This window comes from Parabacteroides sp. APC149_11_2_Y6, from assembly GCF_054506995.1.
In genome coordinates this window covers 5,001,625-5,024,886 of record NZ_CP173709.1, presented here as the reverse complement: position 1 = coordinate 5,024,886, position 23,262 = coordinate 5,001,625, and the positions used below count along the sequence as shown (strand labels likewise).

Here is a 23,262-nt window from a genome sequence, read left to right as displayed (position 1 = left end):
TTAATAATGGTATCTTTATTTCCAACAGATTTGCCATACAAAGTGGCAGATATGAATCTGGTGGATTTCGGTCGCAAAGAGATTGAAATCGCCGAACACGAAATGCCGGGTCTTATGGCTCTTCGCCAGAAGTATGCAGACCAGAAACCGCTGAAAGGCGCGCGCATCACCGGCTCACTGCACATGACTATCCAGACGGCAGTGTTAATCGAAACATTAGTTGCGTTGGGAGCAGATGTCCGTTGGGCAAGCTGCAACATCTTCTCCACACAGGACCATGCTGCGGCAGCTATTGCGGCAAGTGGAGTTCCTGTTTTTGCCTGGAAAGGTGAAACACTGGAAGAATACTGGTGGTGTACTGAAATGGCACTCCGTTTCCCCGGTGGCAAAGGACCGCATATGATTGTAGACGATGGTGGCGACGCCTCTCTGTTGATACATATGGGATACCGCGCAGAGAATGATGCAGAAACCATTAACCGTAAAGGCAGCAATCATGAAGAGCAAGTAATTCTGGATACGCTTCACCGCATTCTTGAGGAAGATAATGCACGCTGGCATCGTACGGTTGCTGAAATGAAAGGTGTTTCCGAAGAAACAACAACAGGCGTACACCGTTTATACCAGATGATGGAAAGAGGCGAACTGCTGGTTCCCGCCATCAATGTAAACGACTCTGTTACAAAATCCAAGTTTGACAACCTGTACGGTTGCCGCGAATCGTTGGCAGACGGTATCAAACGTGCTACAGATGTTATGATTGCAGGAAAAGTTGTTGTCGTTGCAGGATACGGTGATGTAGGAAAAGGATGTTCACATTCCATGCGTTCATACGGAGCCCGTGTGTTGGTAACTGAAATTGACCCGATTTGTGCTTTACAGGCTGCTATGGAGGGTTTTGAAGTTACAACGATGGAAGAAGCTGTGAAAGAAGGTAACATCTTCGTCACGACAACCGGAAACTGCGACATTATCACAATCGAGCATATGTCACAGATGAAAGACCAGGCGATTGTTTGCAACATCGGTCACTTCGATAACGAAATTCAGGTAGAGAAGTTGGTTAACTTCCCGAACATCAAACATACCAATATCAAACCGCAGGTTGATAAATATACATTCCCGACAGGGAACTCTATCTTCTTGCTGGCAGAAGGTCGTTTGGTTAACCTGGGTTGTGCAACCGGCCACCCTTCTTTCGTAATGAGTAATTCTTTCACGAACCAAGTATTGGCACAGATGGATTTATGGACAATGCCTTATGAAATAGGTGTATATCGCCTGCCTAAACGTCTGGACGAAGAAGTTGCACGTCTCCATCTTGAACGTATCGGCGTAAAACTGAGCACACTGACACAGAAACAGGCCGATTATATAGGTGTTCCTGTAGAAGGGCCCTATAAAGCGGACCACTACAGATACTAATTCAGGTGACAGGTGACAATTGACAGGTGACAGTCAGGCTTCGCGTCCGATATACAAAATCGGTTGAAAGCTGAAGAATTGTCAACTGTCATTTGCTACTTGTCAACTGCTAACCGATTTCGCGATGCAGAAAAGACATTCCGACAGGGTTTTATACTTTAGGGAGCAAGCCTATACCACTCAAAAATACGTTATCCCTTTTATAGAAAAGCATCATCCAATAACAGCCGAAACCACAGTGCTTGAGATTGGGTGTGGCGAAGGGGGGAATATTCAACCATTTCTGGATTTAGGTTGCAAGGTAACCGGTATCGACCTCAATGGTGTACAAATAGAGAAAGCCAAAGATTTTTATGCCAACCACCCTAATTATTCGAACCTTTCACTGATTTGCCGGGATATTTACCAGGTAACCGACCTGGATGAAACTTTCGATATTATCATTATTCGCGATGTCATCGAACATATCCCCAACCAGGAAAGATTTCTTCCTTTTATTAAACGTTTTCTAAATCCCCGGGGTGTTATTTTTGTAGCATTTCCTCCCTGGCAAAACCCATTCGGAGGACACCAACAGATTTGCAGCAATAAGTATTTATCCCATCTTCCGTGGATGCATTTGCTTCCCCGCAGTTTATATAAAAAATTGCTGGAATGGGGAGGTATAAATCCGAATGAACTATTGGAAATTAAGGATACCGGGATTTCCCTCGAACGCTATTTATCCATTGTAAACAAAGAACAATACAATATAAAAGAAGAGGTACTCTATTTCATCAATCCTAATTATGAAATAAAGTTCGGGCTCCGTCCCCGCGAATTATGGAAACTATTAAATATTCCCTATATTCGTAATTTCTATACGACATGCGGATATTATTTATTAGACCTGAAAACAGAACAAAATGATTTATAGGAGTAAAGCGCCATTCCGGCTGGGTATTGCAGGAGGAGGAACCGATGTTTCTCCTTATTCCGACATCTATGGAGGTGCCATACTGAATGTCACCATTAATTTATATGCCCATGCTACTATCCGCCCTTTGGACAACGGCAAAATCAGATTTGTACATATAAACGATAATATAGTAGAAGAATTTGATGCAATAAGCCAGCTTCCCCTCGAAGGGCCTTTGGTATTGCAACATGGTATTTATAATTCCATCGTTGCCCGGCACAATAACGGCGAACCTCTTTCTTTTGAACTGATAACCAGTATGGATGTTCCTTCCGGTTCCGGGCTGGGAACTTCATCCACATTAGTCGTTTCCATCCTCGGTGCATTTACCGAATGGCTTAAACTGCCTCTCGGACGCTATGATATAGCTCATTATGCCTATGAAATAGAACGTATAGACCTGCAAATGGCTGGAGGGAAACAAGACCAGTATGCAGCCACTTTCGGAGGTGTCAATTTTATGGAGTTCCTGGAAAACGACCGCGTAATTGTAAATCCTCTGCGAATTAATGATGATATTTTACAGGAATGGGCGATGAATACCGTCCTGTTTTATACAAACAAACAACGCTGTTCCTCTAAAATCATTGAAGAACAGGCAGAGAATGTAAAGAGACAAAACCTGGACTCGCTGGAAGCCATGCACAATGTTAAGAGAGAGGCATTCCGTATGAAAAACTGCTTATTGCGTGACGAGTTATGGGAATTAGGAAAAGCCCTGAACTCGAGCTGGAACAACAAAAAGAAAATGGCCCGTCATATATCCAACGAGTTTATCGACCATATTTATGAAACGGCTATAGCCAATGGTGCTTTAGGCGGTAAAATCTCCGGAGCGGGAGGAGGAGGTTTTATGTTCTTCTATTGTCCCGGTAATACCTGTTACAAGGTTTCCGAGGCGTTGACAAACCTCAATATCGGTAATGTAAAGTATTTCGAATTTTGCAAAAGAGGACTTATAACATGGACTATAAAGGAATCATAAAAGACAGGCTGTTACAGCATCAGGAAATAATCCGGCAAATCATGGCCGATCCGCAGTTGCACACTGCAATTAATGACGCTGTAGAAACGATTATTACCTGTTTCAAATACGGTGGTAAAGTTTATTTTTGCGGAAACGGAGGTAGTGCTGCCGATGCCCAGCACCTTGCTGCTGAATTTTCCGGTAAATTTTATATCGACCGGAGAGTGCTGCCATCCGAAGCCTTACATTGCAACACTTCATATCTGACTGCCGTAGGTAACGACTATTCATTCGATATTATTTATGCCCGCCTGATGTCCGGGCTTGGTAAACCGGGAGATGTATTAGTAGGTCTTTCTACTTCAGGAAACTCAACCAATATTGTCAAAGCCTTTGAGGTATGTAAAGAAAAAGGAATTACAACGATTGCCTTTACCGGCAGAAGCGGAGGAGAATTAAAATCCAAAGCAGGCATCCTGATTAATATTCCTTCAAGCGACACACCACGCATACAAGAAGGGCATATCACTATCGGACACATTATTTGTGAACTGGTTGAGGCAGCAATCTTTGATAAATAAGAAAATGGAATGTATCATATTGGCAGGAGGAATGGGAACGCGTTTACAAAGCGTCGTCTCGGATGTCCCTAAATGTATGGCCCCGGTAGCCGGCAGACCATTCCTCCATTATTTATTGGAAACATTGGAGCAAAACGGCTTCACCCATGTCATATTATCACTCGGATACAAACACGAAGTAATAGGAGAATGGATAAAAGGATTTCAAACATCCCTGCAAATCAGTTCTGTCATAGAGAAACAGCCTTTAGGAACCGGCGGAGCTGTAAAGTTCGCTTTATCCCAAGCGAACCAAGAAGAAGTCTTCATTTTAAACGGGGATACATTCCTGGGAATTGATTATCCTGAAATGCTTGCAATACACCGGGATACACAGGCAAAAGCGACTCTTGCCTTGAAAAAAATGACAAATTTCGACCGCTACGGACTGGTTGAAACAGATTGTCAAACCCATAAAATCAAAGCTTTTAGAGAAAAGCAATTCTGTGAATCCGGATTAATAAACGGAGGGGTGTACCTGATAAACAGGAAAGAGCTACGGGAATATCCGGAAAAATTCTCTTTAGAAAAAGACTTTTTTGAAACAATAGTGCCATCCGGTGGATTATCAGGATACATATCCGATAGGTATTTTATTGATATTGGCATACCTGCTGATTATTCACAGGCTCAAATCGATTTCAGGGATGGGAAATATAAAACATTATAATACACTGTTTCTGGACCGCGACGGGGTTATCAACCGGCAACGCCCGAATGATTATGTGAAATCACCGGAAGAGTTTATCTTTATCGAAGGGGTAACTGAGGCTCTGAAATTGCTTGCACCACTTTTCTCCCATATTCTGATTGTGACTAATCAACGGGGCGTAGGACGCGGGCTGATGACAGAAGAAAATTTGGGAACTATCCATCGCCAAATGCTTGAAACCATACAAAACAATGGGGGAAGAATAGATAAAATATATGTTTGTACAGAAACAGACTCCCATAATCCAAACAGAAAACCGAATCCGGGCATGGCTATGCAGGCACTTCAGGATTTCCCCGATATTGACTTCTCCCAAAGTTTACTTGCAGGAGACAGCCTGTCCGATATTGAATTTGCCAACAACGCACATATTCCGGCTGTCTTAATTGGCAATAAATATAAGGAAGAAGAACTTGCCGGGCTAAGAATTTACAGACATTATCCGGATTTGCTTACCTTTGCAACTGAAATTAATAAGGAATTACATTTATGAAAATTGCATATCTTTCTACTTTTTATCCTTTTCGCGGAGGAATTGCCCAATTCAACGCTAATTTATATGAAGCACTCGGAAAAGAACATGAAGTACTTCCTTTCACCTTCAAAAGACAATATCCGGATTTCCTCTTCCCGGGAAAGACTCAATATGTAACAGCAGAAGACAATGCGGTTATCATAAACAGCATCCCTGTATTGGACACTGCCAACCCTTTGACTTATCTCAGCGCTGCCAACCGCATAGCCAAAGAAAAGCCGGATGTGCTGGTTATGAAATACTGGATGTCTTATTTCGCTCCTTCCTTGGGTACAGTAGCACACAAACTTAAAAAACAAGGATGTAAAGTAATTACTGTACTGGATAACGTAATCCCCCACGAACAGAAGTTCTTCGATAAACCGCTGACTACATGGTTTCTGAAACAAAATAGCGGTTTTATTGCAATGAGTGAGTCTGTACAAAAGGATTTACTGGCACTGCGTCCGGACGCACCGCATCTGTTAAAACCCCATCCTTTATATAATCACTTCGGTGATAAAGTAGAGGTTTCCGAAGCCAGAAAAACATTAGGCATAGATACGGATAAAAAGACCCTTTTGTTCTTCGGGCTGATACGCGACTATAAAGGTTTGGATTTATTGATCGAAGCAGTAAACCAGTTGGATGACAGTTACCAACTAATCATTGCCGGAGAAAGCTATGGCAGCTTCGATAAGTATACCGAACAAATAAAAAATATCCGCAATCCGGAACGTATCAAAGTATTCAACCGCTATATCAGCGACAATGAAGTTCCTTTATTTTTCTCTGCGGCAGATGTCTGCGTTTTGCCCTATCGCTCGGCAACCCAAAGCGGCATTACTTCTATTGCTTTCCATTTCGAACTGCCTCTGATTGCGACTAACACTGGTGGGCTAAGTGAAAACATTGAAAAACCGGGAGCCGGACTCATGGTACCGGAAATAAATGCAGGTGACATAGCTAAAACTATCCAAGCTTTTTATAACAAGAATCGTCAGGTCTTCGTCTCCAATATTCAAAAGGAGAAGGCCCTATTAACCTGGGAGAATTTTTCAGAAGCGCTTATCTCTTTCTCTAAACAACTCTAAATATCAGTCACATACGCATATAGCCTCACTATCTGCACAAAACATATTCGTTACCTGTGTATATAATTCTCATAATACACACAGGCAATGAATACGTTTTGTACAATAATATTTGATTCTAATCCAGTAGAGTTAAAAACTTATCATTTTTGTTTGGTCCATACCTCATTTATTCATAGTTAGCGGGTAGAAAAAAGAGACTGTAAATACGATAAAATCACCATAGTTTTAGTAGAACTCATTACTATTTTTGTTTTTTCACGCATAAATCGACTATCTAAGACTGCTTATACCTTACGAAAACCTAACAGTGTTTATCGATTGTTAAATAATTCATCGCGTAAAATTATATAATTTATCCAAATATAAAAGTTAAAGACAGTATTTTTTTTGCTTTTTGCTCAAAAATATATTTGAAAAGGATAAAAAAAGCATCTATAAGAGCTAAAGTAATTATTTCATGGGGTTAAGAATAATCATATTGCCACTGCCTAAAAAATCATTCTGATTCATTTTACAGACTTATCGAGTCATTTATCTACATTAGATTTAGTGTACATGCACTTTTAAGGAAATTCCCACCATTCCATTAAATACAATATTTTCAAATATTGAGTTAAACACCCAAAATCTATAATTTCTTTTAAGATCTCGACTATGACAATATTTCACAAATATCCCTCTTTTTTTTACTTAGTTCTACTAAGACTATGGCATATGAGACGTTGCATTATTTCAATTTAGTCGAATCTATAAGAATGTGTATTATGATGAAAAAGTTAACTTTTATCTTGCTTTTCTTCTTTGTGGGGATTAGTATGATTGTTGCCCAAACTAAGAAAGTAGAGGGTACGGTTACTTCCGCAGACGACGGATTACCAGTTATCGGAGCATCCATCGTTGTAAAAGGTACAACGGTCGGAACAGTAACAGATACCGATGGTAAATTTACTCTGGAAGTGCCGGATGGAGCCAAAATTCTCCAGATTTCTTTTGTAGGTATGAACACACAAGATGTGGCAGTAAAACCTAAAATTAATGTCGTTCTTCAATCCGACACTCAGGATTTGGAAGAAGTTGTAGTTACAGCACAAGGACTTACCCGCCAACAGAAATCTTTGGGTTATGCCACCCAACAACTAAAAGCAGACGAACTGGTTCAAACCCGCCAAACTGACTTAAACAATGCATTGGTTGGTAAAGTTTCCGGTGTACGTTTCTTAGGAGGTTCCGGCGCAAAATTCGATGCCGGTAAAATTGTATTACGTGGTACCAGCGGATTAACAGATGCAGGTGGTAGCGAACCTATTTATGTAGTAGACGGTGTCATTGCAAATGCCAACTCCATCAATATGGACGATGTTGAATCTGTAAACGTATTGAAAGGCCCGGCCGCAACTGCATTGTATGGTGCCCGTGGAGGTAATGGAGCGATTATTATCACAACCAAAGGGCTTACTGGTGATAAGATGGAATTTAACGTAAGCCACACGCTTTCATTTGAAACTCCGTATATCCATGCAAAACTTCAAGACCAATACGGTGGTGGATATTATGGTGCCGATGGAGAATTGGATGTATTCAATTATGACCCGAGCATACATCCGGCTTATTTGCAACAAATGAATGGAAAAGCTTACTATGATTTTGGTGATGACGCCAGTTGGGGACCCAAATTTGACGGACGCGAATATGCTCCCTGGTATTCATGGGATCCTACTCATCCTTTATTCGGTCAGACTGAAAAATGGGAAAACCGTATGAATCTGAAAGATTTGTTCAACACAGGTGTGTCCAACACAACAAACCTTTCATTTGCCCGTTCCGGCAAAGATTATATGTCTCGCATTTCTTTTACAAACTCTGCCCGTACAGGTATTACCCCGAACAGTGACGCTATCCGTCGTTTCTTATCTGTGAAAACACAGTTCAAACCGGTAGACCGCTTAACTGTCAATTTGGATTATAAATATACCTATCGTAAGAATCATAACGCAGCACAGGAAGGTTATGGTGGAACCGGTAATGCACTTTATTCATACATCCAATGGGGACATACCAATGTCGATCTAAGCCAGTTAAAAGATTTCCGCCGTCCTGACGGTACATTCTATACTTGGAATATCAACGGACCGACCAACCTGACTCCGGCATATCATGAAAACCCATATGCTTTGTTTGAAACAATCAACAGAGATGAAATATACCAGTGGAATGTTTTCAATGCAGATGCATCTTTAGACATTATCGGAAACTTAAAAGCAGGTATCCGTGTAAACGGAAACATCCGTAATTATTTCTACGATTTATCTGTACCTTTCAACATCTTGGGTGAAACACCAAGACTGGAAGAAGAACAGAACTCTATCATCGATATCCAGACACAAGGACGTTTGACATGGAATGACCATTTCATCGACAATCGTCTTTCAATCGATGCTGCTTTATTCCTTGAAGCCAGAAATTATTCCTATAAACGTACGTTAGCAAAAACAACAGACGGTTTGTTCCAGGATGAATTCTTCAGTACAGCAGGTTCAGTTGGTAAACCGGAAGGAACAACTATAAAGACATACCAGAAAGACCGCAGTATTTTCGGTACAGGAACAATCGGATGGGATAACACCTACTATCTGGATTTCTCATTACGTAATGACTGGACATCTACCTTGCACCCGGACAAAAACAGTTATTTATACGGAGGTGTTTCTGTTGCTGCAATCGCAAGTAACTGGATTAAAAACGCTGAATGGCTGGACTTCTGGAAACTGCGTGCATCTATGGCACAAGTTGGTTCTACGATGTCTGCTTATAACGTATATCCTACTTATAAAGTAAAAGACGGTAGTGGTAATCTGATAAAATACGGTTCTTTCTCTAATATGTGGTACGATCCGAACCTGAAAGATCCTTATATCAAACCGACTATCTCTACGTCCTATGAAGTAGGTACGGAATTCCGTATGTTCAAGAACCGTTTCTGGGGAGACTTCAACTTCTATAACCGTGATTCCAAAAACCAGATTATTAATGTAAACACGACTCCTGCCAGTGGTTATACTTCCCGCAAATTGAATGCTGGTTTAATCCGCAACCGTGGTATCGAAATCTCTTTGGGAGGTGCACCTATACAGACAAAAGACTGGACATGGGAAATCAATGCTAATATTTCAAAGAATAGCAATACATTGGAAGAACTTGCCGAAGGTGTAGATGAGTATCGTATTACTTACTATGGTTTAGGAGCCTCTTATGTTTATTCTTATGCAGAAGTCGGCGAACCGATCGGTGTAATCCGTGGTTCTTCCTGGACTAAAGACCCGAACGGAAATATCATTATGAAAAAATCTGGCAATCCGTCAATAGGAGAATATTATCCGGTACCGAAAACAAACTCTTTGGATGTATTAGGCAATGTACAACCAGACTTCACCGGAGGTTTCTCTACCTCTCTTCGCTTCAAAGATTTCCGCCTGGCAGCTTCATTTGACTTCCAGATTGGAGGTAGTCTGGTTTCCTTCACTAACTTAAACGGTAATGGTTCCGGTTTATTAGAAGAGACTGCCGGCCTAAATGATAAAGGCAATCCTATTCGTAATTCCGTTGCCGATGGTGGTGGTGTAAGAGTTGAGGGTGTTGTAGACAATGGAGACGGAACATATACTCCGGTAAGTTCATATGTAGACGCACAATACTATTACCAATCTCTCCGTTCCACAATTTTGGAAGGATCCGTATATGATGCAAGTTATTTGAAAATGCGTGAGTTGTCTATTACTTATGATGTACCGGCTCCTTTCTTACAGAGAACACGTACAGGCATCAAGAAAGCAAGCGTTTCATTTGTTGCACAGAACCCCTGGTTGATTTATTCCGGAATTCCTAATGTTGACCCATCTGAAGCAGGTGCCGCATATTGGAACTATATCGAAACCGGCCAGGCAGCTTCTACCCGCTCATTCGGATGCACAGTAAGTCTTACATTTTAAAATTAAGGAGAATTACAGATATGAATAAAATTAAATTAATGATATTAGCTTTAGCCGGAATGATAACTGTTACCGGCTGTGGAGATTTTGGTGATACGAATGTGGATCCGAATAACCCATCCAAGCCTGATACACGCTTTCTGTTTTCTTATGCGTGCAAAAAGGTCCCCACTCTGTCTATGGTCAGCACATTTAACCCATGGACACAAATTTATCCTCAATATGTTTCAGAAGGTAAATCAATCCAGTTTACAAACTTTTCACAGCCGCAGTTTGCAACTACAAGTTACTATACTGAGACACTGCGTAACCTGGAAGGTATCATTAAACTGAACACAGACGAAGAAACAAAAAATGAGTCGTATGTTGTTCAGCTCGGGTCGGCAGCTAATCAGATTGCCGCTTGTAGAACATTGCGTGCGCTCTTTTATATGAGTTTGACCGATGCTCAGGGAATGATTGCCTATTCGGAAGCATTGAAGGGTGATGATGCCAACTTTACACCTAAATACGATTCACAGGAATCTATCTATACAGACCTGGATAAAGAATTAACTGAAGCATATGCACAGTTCGATGCATCCAGTTCATTGGATAAGAATTTCGATATTTTATATGCCGGCAATATCTCTAACTGGAAAAAGTTAAATGCCTCTATCCGTATGATGATGGCAATCAAACTGAGCGATGTTGCACCCGGAGTAGGTAAAGAACGTTTTGCAAAGGCATATGCAGACGGCGGCATGACAGACAATGACGAAATGCTGGTTTACAAATATCTGCAAGAAACAGCCAATCAAAACCCGATGTATGACAACATGGTTGTTTCCGGACGTAAAGATTATGCTCCTTCAAAAACAATCCTCGATCAGCTATTGGCCTACAAAGACCCGCGTATTCACGCTTATGCCGTTCCAAACTCTCTGGGAGAGTATAAAGGCGTTCCTTTCGGGCTTATTCAGGCAGACGTTACAAATTATAAAGATTGTGCCGCTTTTGCTGAACGTTATTACCAGCAAAATTCACCGGTTGTTGTAATCTCTCCGTCGCATATCCTGCTTATCGAAGCAGAAGCCGCTGTACGTGGCTGGATCAATGCCGATCCTGCTGAGTTATATAAAGCCGGCATTACAGCTTCTTTCGCCCAATATGATGATATCGACGAACTGAAAAATCCGGAAGAAGCAGTTGAAGCTTATTGTGATCAAGCTGATATCAAATTTGAAGGTACTGTTGCCCAGAAAATTGAAAAAATTGCTATGCAACGTTGGTTGGCAAACTTCATGCAGAACGGTTTCGAAGCATGGTCTGACTGGAGACGTTTGAATGTTCCGAAGTTAAAAGTAGGTCCGAACGCATTGGTAGACCATATACCCTACCGCATGACTTACAGCGCGCCGGATTATAATACCAACATGGATAATTATAATGCAGCTGTAGCAGAGCAAGGACCAGACAATATCGAAACTCGCGTATGGTGGGATGTAGCTCCCAATAACTAAAGAATGTCATTAATTTATGAGATATATAACCAAAACATGACATTTTAAACACATTTTTTAAACACATTTTTAGACACACTTAATCTGGACCAGTAGAGAATACTCGTCCAGATTTTTTTCCTTTTCAAAAACAGCAACGCCCCCAAGTCTGCCAAGACTTCTACTATAATAAATGCTTATAATACAATTATATCACCTACAAAAATAGATATATGGAGATAGCCATCAATAAATGTGTGGATTCTTACGTTACTAAAAATAAACTTATCATGAAAATATTATTTATTATCATTTTTGTAAGTCTATTCAATATAGTAACACACGCACAAAAGTCCCAGTATTTTTTAATAGAGAAAAATACTCATTCTGTTCACATATTACCACAAAAACTATATCTACCAGAAATAATCGGTCCATTAGACAACAGGTTTACCGTAAAAAAAGATTTAAAACCGCTAATGGATAGCTGCTCATTATATTTAAATGAAGCATTCGAAGGCATTGAACTTAATGCAGAAGATTTAAAGGCATTCCACCATACAACATTTTCTTTATTTTTTGATAAAAATATAGACATAATATACTATAGATTCATTATTATAGGTCCAAAATATGCTAAAAACATATTAAAATGGGAAAAGCAATTACATAAATTTACACAAAAAATGAACTCGTTAAATCTCAAACCTTATATCGAAATACAGAATAAACCTTTATTCAAACGTGTAGAATTAAGTACTGGAGATTTAGGAAGGAAATTCAAAAATAAAAAGGAATAACAAATCATCAATAATTATTAACCTACAAATAACAAAATCATGAAAACATTATTTATTATCACTTTTATAAGTCTATTCAGCATACAAACATATGCACAAAAGTCGCAGTACTTCTTAATTAAGGAAGATTCCTCAGAAATAGTACCCAAAGACCTTCATTTACCAGAGATAACAGGTCCATCAGATAACAGTGTCACTCTAAAAGGGAATCTAAAACCATTAATGGATAGTTGCTCATTATTTTTAAATGAAGCATTTGATGGTATTTAACTTAATACAGAAGATTTAAAAGCATTCCATCATACAACATTTTCTTTCATCTTTGATAAAGATGGGAAAATGATATACTATAGATACACTGTTATAGGTTCGAAATATACTAAAGATATATTAAAATGGGAAAAACGATTACATAAATTTGCACAAAAGATGAAATCGCTCAATCTTAAACCTTATATCGAAATACGAAATGAATCGTTATTCAAACGTGGATCATTTAATATTGGAGAATTAGGAAGGAAATTTCAAAACAAAAATAGAGAACAAACATCATCTTATTTTATAATTGAAAAATCAAAATCAGATACAATCTTGTATTTAAAACCGAAAGACCTTGTATTAAAGGAGATCGACTCATCCCATGACAATCGATACTGGTTTATAAATCCCAAAGAAATGAAAATAGTATTAGATTCGTTGATACAACAATCTTTTGAAGGATTAAATCTAAAAGATATATGCCTATTGGATCATTTAAATTTCGTTGCTTATTTTGATAATCAATACAATTTGATATATTATCAATACTATTTTCCCCAAAAGCATGCAGATAAACTAAAGAAAATAGATAAACAATTGTATAAATTCACTCAAATGCTCAGACAAATAGACATTAAGTCTTATGTCAAAATACATAACAAGAAGTCATTCAAACAAGCAAGTTTTGGCATTATCAACTTTAAAGATAAATACGAAAATAAATATTCCAATAAACCAATTATACAGAAATATCAATATTAACTAATAAATTATGAGAGAATTACTTATCACCACCATCGTTATTATATTATACAACTCATTCATATCTGCACAAACTATAGTGTAAAGAGATAGAAACAAGCATATTTTTATCCCCAAACAAGCACATATTATGCCAAAGATGCTCTTTTTCACTAAGTTTATACCCCCATCGGAACGGTACTGAGACCCGGATCTCGATACTGTCCAGATGGGGGTATAAACACCAATAAACATATATATTTTTGATAATAAACAGGTTATATCGACAAAAAATCAGTGTCTTACAAAACAATAAATGATGGTATGATAGTACTATGATAGTTCCAAAGCACAACTATCATAGTCTCAACAAAATGATAATAAATCACTTACACAAAAAATGTCAGTATGATAGTTGATATTGCAAACTCATTTATGAATTCGCATACCTGATTTTCACTTCATTCACTTCTAAAAAACACTTTATAGAGCAGTGGAGCACACTTTTCTTACTCTTTCCGTTTAGCCAGACGAACTACCGAATAAACTATAGCCCCAATAAACAACAACAAAATCAATAAACCGCCATAATAGGCAACACCACTTGCAGCCAAATAGCCATCCGGTATAAACTTAAAGACAATCTGATGCTCACCGGCTGGAACATGCATAGCCCTCAGCGTCCAGTCCGCACGGAAATGAGGTACTTCCTTTCCATCGACATAAGCTTTCCATCCCGGCTGATAATAAATTTCCGAGAAGACGGCTAATTGCTCATTTGCCGCTTTGCTCTTATAGGTTAATTCTTTCGGCGTATATTTTTCCAGCACAATTGTTGCTGTACTATCTTTTTGAGGGACGAAACCTTCTATATCCTTTATGAAACGTTTGTCCACTACGGCCGTCTCCAACGGATTCAAAGTATTTAAAGCAGCCATTTCTTCATCTGCATTCTCCACCATCCTGATAGCATCCACAAACCAGGCATTTCCATACGCATACGGATTCTTCAATGCAGGCTGTCCAGCATTATAAATAATATAACGCATATTCAACATATTCAGAGAAGTGGCCGAAGCCAAAGCCGGAAAGATGTCTTCCAAAGACTGGGCTTTTTGGAAAGCACCTATAATCGCACGGTATTCGGGATCCAGACGACGATCAATCAGTTCCTGGTAACGTTGAAGTTTTGCCGCATGATAACCGCCAATCGATTTATGGTAATAAGAAGTAAACGTCTCCTGCCAAGGATTATTCAAATTCAATACACGATAAGAAGGATCTTTATCTTGCAATATATCCTGGTCGGCAACTGATTCTTTGAAGTTTGCCTGCAATTGCTCGTTTGTAAAATTAGACGCATTCAAATAGCGTTTATCAACACTCCAGAAGTCCGCCAGCATCAATACGATCATACCTATACTTACATAAGTAGCAGCCGTCTGTTTATTTTTTGCTGTCCAGAAATAGAACAACAAACCGGCACTCAACAAAATAAATACCAGCGAACGGAATGCATCGGCAGAAGCAAGCGAAGCACGGTCCATCAACAATGCCGGATAAAACCAATCCGGAACCTGATTCTGGAACTGGGCATCATAAGCAGACTGGAAATTAAGCAATAGTGTCGGCATTAACCAGACAACTACACACAAACCACCGGTTATCCCTAAAGCCCAAAGGCCTCCTTTTTTCAACAATTTATCATCAACTTTTTCCGACAGGATTTCTTTAAGCCCCCAGATAGCAATCAACGGGAAGACTAAGCCGGGTATTACCAATGCCATTTCCGGCGTACGGAATTTATTATACATAGGCAGATGATGGAACATAAAATCATTGAACAAATCGAAATTACGTCCCAACGACAAGAACGCAAAGAACAGTGCACCGGCAAACAGCCACCATTTCATCTGATTTCTCACCACAAACATTCCCAGTACAAACAGGAAACAAACAATCGCCCCGAAATAGACCGGACCGGAAGTAAATATCTTGTCTCCCCAATAGGTTGGCGCCTGCAAGGTATTGCCTACCTGCGCCCCATTTTTACGGTATTCCTGGTACAGCTTGGACGAATCGTCCAATGTTCCTCCCGAGCTACCGCCATAAACATCCGGTATCAGAACCGTAAGCAATTCTTTTACTCCATAACTCCATTGGAAGGCATATTCTTTATCCAGGCCGGAAGATTTCTTTTGGGTTCCGAGTGTTTCACCGGCAGGTTGAGTCAGCTCCGAAGTACCACGGGTACTTGTCTTACTCATTTCATAATTCATATACAGGTTCCCGATATTCGGAGTCATAGCCAACAAGATACCTGCCAACAACATGCCTGTTACTTTCAGCAACTCTGGATAAAGTTTATCTTTCATCTTTTTCCAAGCAAAACCCAGATAGATGAAAACACAGAAAAATGCGAGATAATAAGTAATCTGAAGATGCCCTTCCAGAACAGAAAGCGCCGTACCGATTGTGAAAAGTATGACTCCCCAGAGATATTTCTGCTTAAACAGCAGGAACATGCCTCCTACAGTAAGCGGCATATAAGCTATGGCATATGCTTTCGAGACATGTCCCGCCTCGATAATAATAATATTGTAAGAAGCTAACGCATAGGCAATCGCACCGGCAATCGCCAACCAGCGGTTTACCCCCATGATACACATCAGGATATAAAATGCAATCAATCCGGTAAGCACCATTCCGGCACCCATCGGATCTATACTTTTGATTATATTACCCAGGTAACTTACCGGATTAGGTTTCATACCGGGCATTGCCACCTGATAAGAAGGCATACCGGAAAACATGCTGCCCAGCCATTCGGAAACTACATGATCCTTATTATAATAGTCCGTTAATTCTTTTGCCATCCCGACAACTTTCATAGAATCGCCCTGCCTCAACACTTTCCCGTCTATCACAGACGGAGCAAAATAAACAACAACTAATCCTATAAACAATAAGACAGCTATCAGATGTCTACCGTATTTCTTCCACAAATCTTGCATATTCTAAAAAATTTTATCCTGTGCAAAAGTAGGGGATTTATTTTAATGCACAGTAAGGCTCTATAAAATAAATACATATATTTGTCTACGAAAAATTAAAAGGAATGAAACAAGTACTTTTCATCAGATATCGTAAATCCGGGAATATTGACGCAGGGGGCGAACAGGTAGCCAATGCCAACTATCTCGCCTTATGCCGGATATTCGGGGAAGAAAATGTTACGGTATACCATATACACGAAAAGCAAAATAAAATAAAAGTCCTGCTGAGCGGTATCTCCATATTAATCAATTTCCTGAGAGGTTACTATTACGGACTTTCCCCAAAGAAAGTCGATAAGATTGTATCATTAGCGGCAAGCTTCCCCTATGTATTTATAGACAGAAGCATTTTCGGCATCTTGGCTAAAGCCCTCCGGAATAAAGAATACAAAGGAAAAATCATTACCTTTTTCCACAATGTAGAACCTGTTTATTTTGAAGCGAAGATAGGGAAGAATAAGCCCTGGTGTTCCATTGTAGTAGATTGTGTAGCCAAAAACGACCAGCAGGCTTGTGATTATTCCGATATTATAATTGCTCTGAACAAGCGTGACGAGCAGGAAATAGTACAACGTTACCACCGGATACCGGATATTTTATCCCCGGTTGTTTTCAAAGATACATATAAGCAGGAAACATATCCGGAAGGCAATACAGATACACTTCCCGTATGTCTTTTCCTCGGCACTTATTTTCCAATGAATGTACGGGGAATTTTATGGTTTATACATGAGGTGCTACCCCATGTCGACATGCGTCTCCTGATTGTAGGAAAAGGGATGAAAGCCATCCTGCCTATGGTTGAAAAGTATAACAATATTGAAGTATTCAGTGATGTTCCCGACCTGAAACCCTATATTGAAAAGGCAGACTTCATGCTACTTCCTATCTTCGAAGGCAGCGGCATGAAGGTAAAAACCTGCGAAGCACTTATGTACGGGAAGAATATCATCGGAACCACCGAAGCGTTCGAAGGATATGAAGTCGCATTTGATAAAGTGGGAGCATGTTGCAATACGAAAGAAGAATTTATTGCAACATTGAACCGGGTATCGACCCACCCGGTTCCAAAGTTCAACAGATATGCAAGAGAAACATTTGTAAACAATTATTCCGAGGAAGAAAAAATCAAACGGTTCAAGGAAGTATTCCAACTATAACGACTGTTCCTCTTTAATAATTCCTACGCAACAAGCGCCTATAATCAGGCAAACTCCGGCTAATACCAACATATCGACTTCCGGAGCTACTGCACCGGGTGTTGTAAACCGGCTCAGAATCATACCGCCGAACGAAGCTGCCACTATCTGGGGAATACAAATCGTCCCGTTGAATAACCCGAGATATGTTCCCATATGCCCGAAAGTAAGCGCATTGGTAAGGATGGTAAAAGGCAATGCCAGCATTGCCGCCCATGCACAACCAATCAATAAGAATGAAGCAAACAATACATACGGATCATGAATGAAAAAAACAGAAATAAATCCGGCACCTCCCAATAACAAACTAAACGCATAAGCAAACTTCCGGTTCTTAATCACTGGAATAAGAGCTGCCCAGATAACCGAACCGATTGCCTGTACTGCAAATAAAATTCCCACCCAGTCGGCAGCACTCTGGTATTGGAGCGATTGGGTATCCAGTACCGTTTTAGATACACCACCGACTATTTTCTCCATAGTTGGCGTGTCGAACACGTTCAATGCAACAGTACCGTTAGTATAAGTCCACATAAACATAAAGGCTGCCCAACAAAAAAACTGCACCAGCCCTACCGTCCAAAATACTTTTGGCGCCTTCACCAGAAGTTTGAATATATTGACTTTTTCTTTTTTGTTTTCACTGGTAATGCCATGATAAGCGGCATATTCCTTGGGAGGATATTCTTTTACCTTTATAGAAGTATAAATAACGCATAGAATCAGAATCAGGGCGCCGATATAAAACGAATAAATTACCGAATCGGGAATTACTCCCTTCGAAGCGGTATTACTAATGCCGATAGCAGCAAAAATAAACGGGAATAAATAGCCGGCAAGGCTTCCGGCATTACAAAGAAAACTCTGGATAGAATAAGCCAGCCCCTTCTGCTTTTCATTCACCATATCGCCAACCATCATCTTAAAAGGTTGCATTGCCACATTAATGGATGTATCGAGGAACATTAAAGAAAACAGGCCGAACAACATGGCTGTACCGACAGTCATTCCAAAACTACCGGCATTAGGCAGTAAACACATTACACAGACCGCCCCCAATGCACCGACAAACAAATAAGGTATACGCCGCCCGAACCGTGTCCAGGTACGGTCGCTCAGCACGCCTATAATGGGCTGGACTATAATTCCGGCCAATGGCGGAAGAATCCAGAAGTAACTTAATTCATGCGGGTCCGCCCCCAATGTAGAGAAGATACGGCTGATATTGGCACTTTGCAAAGCATAAGCTATCTGCACGCCAAAGAATCCGAAACTAATATTCCATAGCTGCCAGAATCCCAAATCCGGAATTTTTTTCATGGTAAATTGAGTTAGTGGTTTAGTACCCCAAAGTTAAAACGATTCGGTCGAAAAATTCAAACGGCCACAGAAAATCCAGATAAAATAAAGGTCTTTTTCGACCTTCCATGCCTCTCCATTCTACTGCAAGCCTTATTTATCAAAAAGGAAGAAACAAAGCCTATCTTTCTCTTCCCCTCCGGTTTTAGAAGAAAAATATAAATAAAAAATCCCGATTTCATCAAAACCAGAACAGGTCTTGGTGGATTTTACAACCCGTTTCTCTCTAAGGTCATTATATGGAAAATAGGTTCTTCCAGAACTAAGGTTAGAAATCGAGGCACAAAGAACAAAAAACGTTATAAAAGTAATAAAATATTTTATCTTGAAATAAAATATTTCTATATTATATAATATTAACCCAATAATTAACATCTTATCTTCCTGTTATCTATGATAGATATCAAATTTTCACATTTATACTACGATTAAAATCATCCTATTATTATTTATTCTAATTTAAAATCAATCCTATTGACTTAGTTCTGGAAGGACAAGGGACACAAGCATTAAAATCATAAATTAACTTAATTCTAAAAACTTAAATTAAAATGCCTATGAGATAGAAAGAAAAATATCCTGACGAATTCTAATAGAAAATATTCTAAATATAGTTTTCAAAGTTCAATAAACAAACTATAAATACGTATTTGAAATGAAAAAAAAATCTAAGTACCTATTCATGAGAACACTTATTAAAACAGTTATCTATTGTCTGCTTTCTTTAAACTTAACCGTTCATGCGGCAGCAATAGCCCCATCCTCTCCCCTACGGGATGTGACTCAGGATAACAAAAAAATCACAGGAATCGTAGTCGATAGCAAAGGCCAGCCTATCATCGGCGCTAATGTCGTGGTGAAAGGAACCACAATCGGTAATATATCCGATATGGACGGACGAGTCGTCATTGATGGTGTGCCCGCAAACGCTATTCTTACCATATCTTATATCGGGTATATCACTCAAGAAATACCATTAAAAGGCAATCAAACATTCATCAAGATCAAACTGATGGAAGATACGCAGGCCTTGGATGAAATAGTTGTCACCGGCTATAGTACACAGGCCAAGAAAGACATCACCGGCTCTGTGGCTGTCGTAGCGGTTGACGATCTGAAAGAAACCCCGGTATCTAATTTCGCAGAGGCATTACAAGGAAAAGCCGCAGGTGTATTCGTATCCGCCGGTGGTGGCCCGTTGGGTGAGACTACCATCCGTATCCGCGGTGTAGGCTCGGTAAACGGCTCCGACCCGCTGATTATCGTGGACGGAGTATCCGGAGTGGATATTGATGCCGTAAACCCGAATGATATCGAATCCATGCAGATATTGAAAGATGCTGCTGCGGCCGCCATCTATGGAGCCAAAGGCGCTAACGGCGTTATTATCATTACAACAAAACAAGGTAAGAAAAACGATCGTGTACAGGTGTCTTACAACGGCTACTTCGGTGTGGCAAAGATGGCCAACAATGGGTATGGCTTGCTGGATGCCTGGGAATCGATGGAATTTCAAGAAGAAGGACAACGTAACTTATTCCAATATCGCGGTGGTCAAACCGTAACTCATGCCCAGTTCGGTTCGATCGGAGCGGATGGTACAGGTCATCTGAAAATGCCCTACGCAATCAAGCCGTCCGGCCTGAGTAAAGAACAGGTAATCGGCCAGTTCGGCAGCCTCGAGGCCTGGAAGGCTTCCTATAAAGATGACGGTACCAATACATGGTCCCGTTCCGCTTACTATCAGATGCTGGAGGACGGCTATTCTGAGGAAGAAGCACGCAAAGGAACCAACTGGTATGACGAGGTGGTACAGACCGGAAAGGTACAGGACCACCAGATTTCCGTAACCGGCGGTGGTCAAAAAGCAACTTATTCTATCGGTTTAGGCTACATGAACCGGGAAGGAACAATCAAGGAATCCTGGTTCCGCCGCTATTCTTTACGCGCCAACACAAACTTTTTCGTAAACGATTGGTTCAATATCGGGCAAAACACCAACATTGCTGTGATAGAGAACTCCGGTGAACGCGGTCGGCAGGGCGATGACAACACGTTCGGCAAGACATTCTCAATTCAGCCATGGGTACCGATCTACACAATAGGCGGCGACTATGCCGGCTCACAAAACGCTGAGGGTGGACGTGCCGAAAGTGCCGTTATGGCTGTAGACTATGGTAAAGATAACCGTCGCCGTTTCATGCGCGTACAATCGGCTGTCCATGCAGAGATAATGCCATTAAAAAGCCTCGGTGAAGACTTGAAGATACGTACACAATTCAGTGCCCGTATCAATGGCGCTTGGGATTTCTGGATGAACAAGCGTACCATCATGACCAACAAAGAAGGCCGTAACAACAATGAGTTCTATGAAAATGCCAACTACTGGTTAGGCTATCAATGGACCAATACCATAACCTATAACAAAACCATCAACGAGAATCATACAATCGGGGTCGTAGTCGGTACGGAAGCTATCCGCGAGGGCCTGGGACGTTGGATCCAAGCTGGCCGTATCAATTATCCGTTCGAGGACGACCCAAACACATGGGTTATCAATAATGGTGCCAGTGCCGACTTACGAAACAGCGGCAACCAGAATGCAGTAAGCACGATGTTCGGTATGTTCCTGCGTGCCGACTATGCCTATAAAGGCAAATACCTGGCAACCGTAACGGTCCGCAGGGACGCGTCTTCCCGTTTCTCCAAACAAAACCGTTGGGGTACGTTCCCGTCTTTATCTGTAGGCTGGCGTATGTCTGACGAGAAATTCATGGAAAAAACGCGAACCTGGCTGGATGATTTAAAGATACGCGCAGGTTACGGTACAACGGGTAATTCGAATATCGACTCGTATAACTGGGCGTTCCAATATGGAACAGGAGATCGCTATCTATACAGTATTAGCGGTTCCGACACGGAGGTATATCAAGGTTTCGGAGTAACCAACTTAGGCGATGTCAAGGCAAAATGGGAAACCTCTAAAATGTTCAACGTCGGCTTTGACATAACAGCCTTGAACCAACGCTTATCCGCGAACTTCGACTATTACATCAAGAATACTTCCGACATGTTGATCGATGCGAACTGGTCCGCTTTAGCCGGTGCAGCCGATAAGCCGAAAGTAAATATCGGTGATATGAGGAATACAGGAGTGGACCTGAACTTGAATTGGCGCGACAAAATCAGAGACTTCAGCTACTCCATCGGCTTGAACCTTTCTCATTACAAGAATACATTGACCGAAATCGGTACGGAAGCCGGGATTTTCACAGGAACCCGTATCTCTAACATGAATGTATTGATGAAAGGCCATGCGATAGGTATGTTCCACGGCTATCAGCTGGATGGTATTTACAAGAGTGAAGAAGAAGTGAAAAACTACAAGAATGATGCCGGTAATGCTGTATTGCCCTATGGTGTTTCCGATCCATCCACACTAAATGCTGCGAATTACGTGGGGCAGTATAAAGTAAAAGACGTAAACAACGACGGTAAGATCGACGCAAGCGACCGTACCTTTATCGGTAACCCGCACCCGGACCTGACGGGAGGACTCAATTTGAGCCTGGGTTGGAAAGGTTTCGATTTAAGCACCTATTTGTACTTCTCCATTGGCAATGATTTGTTCGCCATGTATAAATACTACACTCATTACGGGTCTTTACAGTCTACTTACTCAAAAGACCGTCGCGACAATTCCTGGAACCCGGTAACGAATCCGGACGGTATCTATCCGATGTGGGCAACCAACACAGGCGAGAGCACGATTGCAGCCAACGAGTCTAACTCCAGTTATATCGAAGATGGTTCCTATCTGCGTATGCAAACATTGACATTGGGTTACACGCTTCCGAAGAGCATCCTGGAAAAAATCAAATTTGAGAAAATCCGTATCTATGGCCAGGTATCCAACGTATTTACTCTATCCGGCTACTCCGGTTTGGATCCGCAAGTACGTACCGATACAGACGGCCGCTCTAACGACCGTACCATGGGTACCGACTTTGGATCTTACGGTATGCCCCGGCAGTTCATCTTAGGTGTTAACGTAATATTCTAAAACAAAGCAGGGAAAAGGACTATTTT

At 40.7% G+C, this 23,262-nt stretch carries 16 protein-coding genes; 14 read left to right on the top strand and 2 right to left on the bottom strand.

Annotated elements, in window-relative coordinates:
• Positions 1 to 6: 6 nt before the first annotated feature.
• From ahcY to ACGE0T_RS20410, 12 genes are all read left to right on the top strand, one after another.
• Entirely contained in the window at positions 7 to 1,425 is a 1,419-nt protein-coding gene (gene ahcY / locus ACGE0T_RS20465) for an adenosylhomocysteinase (protein ID WP_459188419.1), read from the top strand.
• 124 nt (positions 1,426 to 1,549) lie between these two features.
• A complete protein-coding gene (locus ACGE0T_RS20460; RefSeq protein WP_459188418.1) occupies positions 1,550 to 2,341 on the top strand; it encodes a class I SAM-dependent methyltransferase in 792 nt (263 codons plus the stop codon).
• The gene (locus ACGE0T_RS20455) at positions 2,331 to 3,368 is read left to right on the top strand and encodes a GHMP family kinase ATP-binding protein (RefSeq protein ID WP_459188417.1); all 1,038 of its coding nucleotides are present in this window, start codon (positions 2,331 to 2,333) and stop codon (positions 3,366 to 3,368) included. Before ACGE0T_RS20460 ends, ACGE0T_RS20455 begins: the two co-directional genes overlap by 11 nt.
• Positions 3,347 to 3,931, top strand: coding sequence for a D-sedoheptulose-7-phosphate isomerase (locus ACGE0T_RS20450; RefSeq protein WP_459188416.1), 585 nt, complete (start codon positions 3,347 to 3,349; stop codon positions 3,929 to 3,931). Before ACGE0T_RS20455 ends, ACGE0T_RS20450 begins: the two co-directional genes overlap by 22 nt.
• Positions 3,932 to 3,935: 4 nt before the next feature.
• Complete coding sequence (locus tag ACGE0T_RS20445; protein ID WP_459188415.1) at positions 3,936 to 4,640, top strand: nucleotidyltransferase family protein; 705 nt, start codon at positions 3,936 to 3,938, stop codon at positions 4,638 to 4,640.
• Positions 4,618 to 5,175 (top strand): D-glycero-alpha-D-manno-heptose-1,7-bisphosphate 7-phosphatase, encoded by a 558-nt coding sequence (locus ACGE0T_RS20440; protein ID WP_459188414.1) that lies wholly within the window; start codon positions 4,618 to 4,620, stop codon positions 5,173 to 5,175. Before ACGE0T_RS20445 ends, ACGE0T_RS20440 begins: the two co-directional genes overlap by 23 nt.
• Entirely contained in the window at positions 5,172 to 6,290 is a 1,119-nt protein-coding gene (locus ACGE0T_RS20435; RefSeq protein ID WP_459188413.1) for a glycosyltransferase, read from the top strand. The genes ACGE0T_RS20440 and ACGE0T_RS20435 overlap by 4 nt, the downstream gene beginning before the upstream one ends.
• 767 nt (positions 6,291 to 7,057) lie before the next feature.
• Positions 7,058 to 10,279, top strand: coding sequence for a SusC/RagA family TonB-linked outer membrane protein (locus tag ACGE0T_RS20430; protein WP_459188412.1), 3,222 nt, complete (start codon positions 7,058 to 7,060; stop codon positions 10,277 to 10,279).
• A gap of 38 nt (positions 10,280 to 10,317) precedes the next feature.
• A complete protein-coding gene (locus ACGE0T_RS20425; RefSeq protein WP_459188411.1) occupies positions 10,318 to 11,781 on the top strand; it encodes a SusD/RagB family nutrient-binding outer membrane lipoprotein in 1,464 nt (487 codons plus the stop codon).
• A gap of 212 nt (positions 11,782 to 11,993) precedes the next feature.
• Entirely contained in the window at positions 11,994 to 12,560 is a 567-nt protein-coding gene (locus ACGE0T_RS20420; RefSeq protein WP_459188410.1) for a hypothetical protein, read from the top strand.
• Positions 12,561 to 12,599: 39 nt separating this feature from the next.
• Positions 12,600 to 12,830: a hypothetical protein gene (locus ACGE0T_RS20415; protein ID WP_459188409.1), complete on the top strand. Its 231-nt coding sequence runs from the start codon at positions 12,600 to 12,602 to the stop codon at positions 12,828 to 12,830.
• A 159-nt stretch (positions 12,831 to 12,989) separates the two neighbouring features.
• The gene (locus ACGE0T_RS20410) at positions 12,990 to 13,580 is read left to right on the top strand and encodes a hypothetical protein (protein ID WP_459188408.1); all 591 of its coding nucleotides are present in this window, start codon (positions 12,990 to 12,992) and stop codon (positions 13,578 to 13,580) included.
• A gap of 488 nt (positions 13,581 to 14,068) precedes the next feature.
• Here ACGE0T_RS20410 and ACGE0T_RS20405 read toward each other — a convergent pair whose 3' ends face one another.
• Entirely contained in the window at positions 14,069 to 16,573 is a 2,505-nt protein-coding gene (locus tag ACGE0T_RS20405; protein WP_459188407.1) for a YfhO family protein, read from the bottom strand.
• Between the two features lie 104 nt (positions 16,574 to 16,677).
• Between ACGE0T_RS20405 and ACGE0T_RS20400 the strand changes: the two genes are divergently transcribed.
• Positions 16,678 to 17,775, top strand: a complete 1,098-nt coding sequence (locus ACGE0T_RS20400; RefSeq protein ID WP_459188406.1) for a glycosyltransferase — start codon at positions 16,678 to 16,680, stop codon at positions 17,773 to 17,775.
• Here the strand turns inward: ACGE0T_RS20400 and ACGE0T_RS20395 are convergent.
• Positions 17,770 to 19,134, bottom strand: coding sequence for an MFS transporter (locus ACGE0T_RS20395; protein ID WP_459188405.1), 1,365 nt, complete (start codon positions 19,132 to 19,134; stop codon positions 17,770 to 17,772). The genes ACGE0T_RS20400 and ACGE0T_RS20395 overlap by 6 nt on opposite strands.
• 721 nt (positions 19,135 to 19,855) lie before the next feature.
• Here ACGE0T_RS20395 and ACGE0T_RS20390 point away from each other — a divergent pair.
• Positions 19,856 to 23,236, top strand: coding sequence for a SusC/RagA family TonB-linked outer membrane protein (locus tag ACGE0T_RS20390; RefSeq protein ID WP_459188404.1), 3,381 nt, complete (start codon positions 19,856 to 19,858; stop codon positions 23,234 to 23,236).
• The last annotated feature ends 26 nt before the right edge of the window (positions 23,237 to 23,262 follow it).

Excerpts from the sequence above, each read along its gene's own strand:
- ACGE0T_RS20395 (WP_459188405.1), bottom strand. The coding sequence starts at position 19,134 with ATGAAAAAAATTCCGGATTTGGGATTCTGGCAGCTATGGAATATTAGT.
- ACGE0T_RS20450 (WP_459188416.1), top strand. The coding sequence starts at position 3,347 with ATGGACTATAAAGGAATCATAAAAGACAGGCTGTTACAGCATCAGGAA.
- ACGE0T_RS20410 (WP_459188408.1), top strand. The coding sequence starts at position 12,990 with ATGAAATCGCTCAATCTTAAACCTTATATCGAAATACGAAATGAATCG.
- ACGE0T_RS20455 (WP_459188417.1), top strand. The coding sequence starts at position 2,331 with ATGATTTATAGGAGTAAAGCGCCATTCCGGCTGGGTATTGCAGGAGGA.
- ACGE0T_RS20415 (WP_459188409.1), top strand. The coding sequence starts at position 12,600 with ATGAAAACATTATTTATTATCACTTTTATAAGTCTATTCAGCATACAA.
- ACGE0T_RS20435 (WP_459188413.1), top strand. The coding sequence starts at position 5,172 with ATGAAAATTGCATATCTTTCTACTTTTTATCCTTTTCGCGGAGGAATT.
- ACGE0T_RS20405 (WP_459188407.1), bottom strand. The coding sequence starts at position 16,573 with ATGCAAGATTTGTGGAAGAAATACGGTAGACATCTGATAGCTGTCTTA.
- ACGE0T_RS20445 (WP_459188415.1), top strand. The coding sequence starts at position 3,936 with ATGGAATGTATCATATTGGCAGGAGGAATGGGAACGCGTTTACAAAGC.
- ACGE0T_RS20425 (WP_459188411.1), top strand. The coding sequence starts at position 10,318 with ATGATATTAGCTTTAGCCGGAATGATAACTGTTACCGGCTGTGGAGAT.
- ahcY (WP_459188419.1), top strand. The coding sequence starts at position 7 with ATGGTATCTTTATTTCCAACAGATTTGCCATACAAAGTGGCAGATATG.
- ACGE0T_RS20430 (WP_459188412.1), top strand. The coding sequence starts at position 7,058 with ATGATGAAAAAGTTAACTTTTATCTTGCTTTTCTTCTTTGTGGGGATT.
- ACGE0T_RS20420 (WP_459188410.1), top strand. The coding sequence starts at position 11,994 with ATGGAGATAGCCATCAATAAATGTGTGGATTCTTACGTTACTAAAAAT.
- ACGE0T_RS20390 (WP_459188404.1), top strand. The coding sequence starts at position 19,856 with ATGAGAACACTTATTAAAACAGTTATCTATTGTCTGCTTTCTTTAAAC.
- ACGE0T_RS20440 (WP_459188414.1), top strand. The coding sequence starts at position 4,618 with ATGGGAAATATAAAACATTATAATACACTGTTTCTGGACCGCGACGGG.
- ACGE0T_RS20460 (WP_459188418.1), top strand. The coding sequence starts at position 1,550 with ATGCAGAAAAGACATTCCGACAGGGTTTTATACTTTAGGGAGCAAGCC.
- ACGE0T_RS20400 (WP_459188406.1), top strand. The coding sequence starts at position 16,678 with ATGAAACAAGTACTTTTCATCAGATATCGTAAATCCGGGAATATTGAC.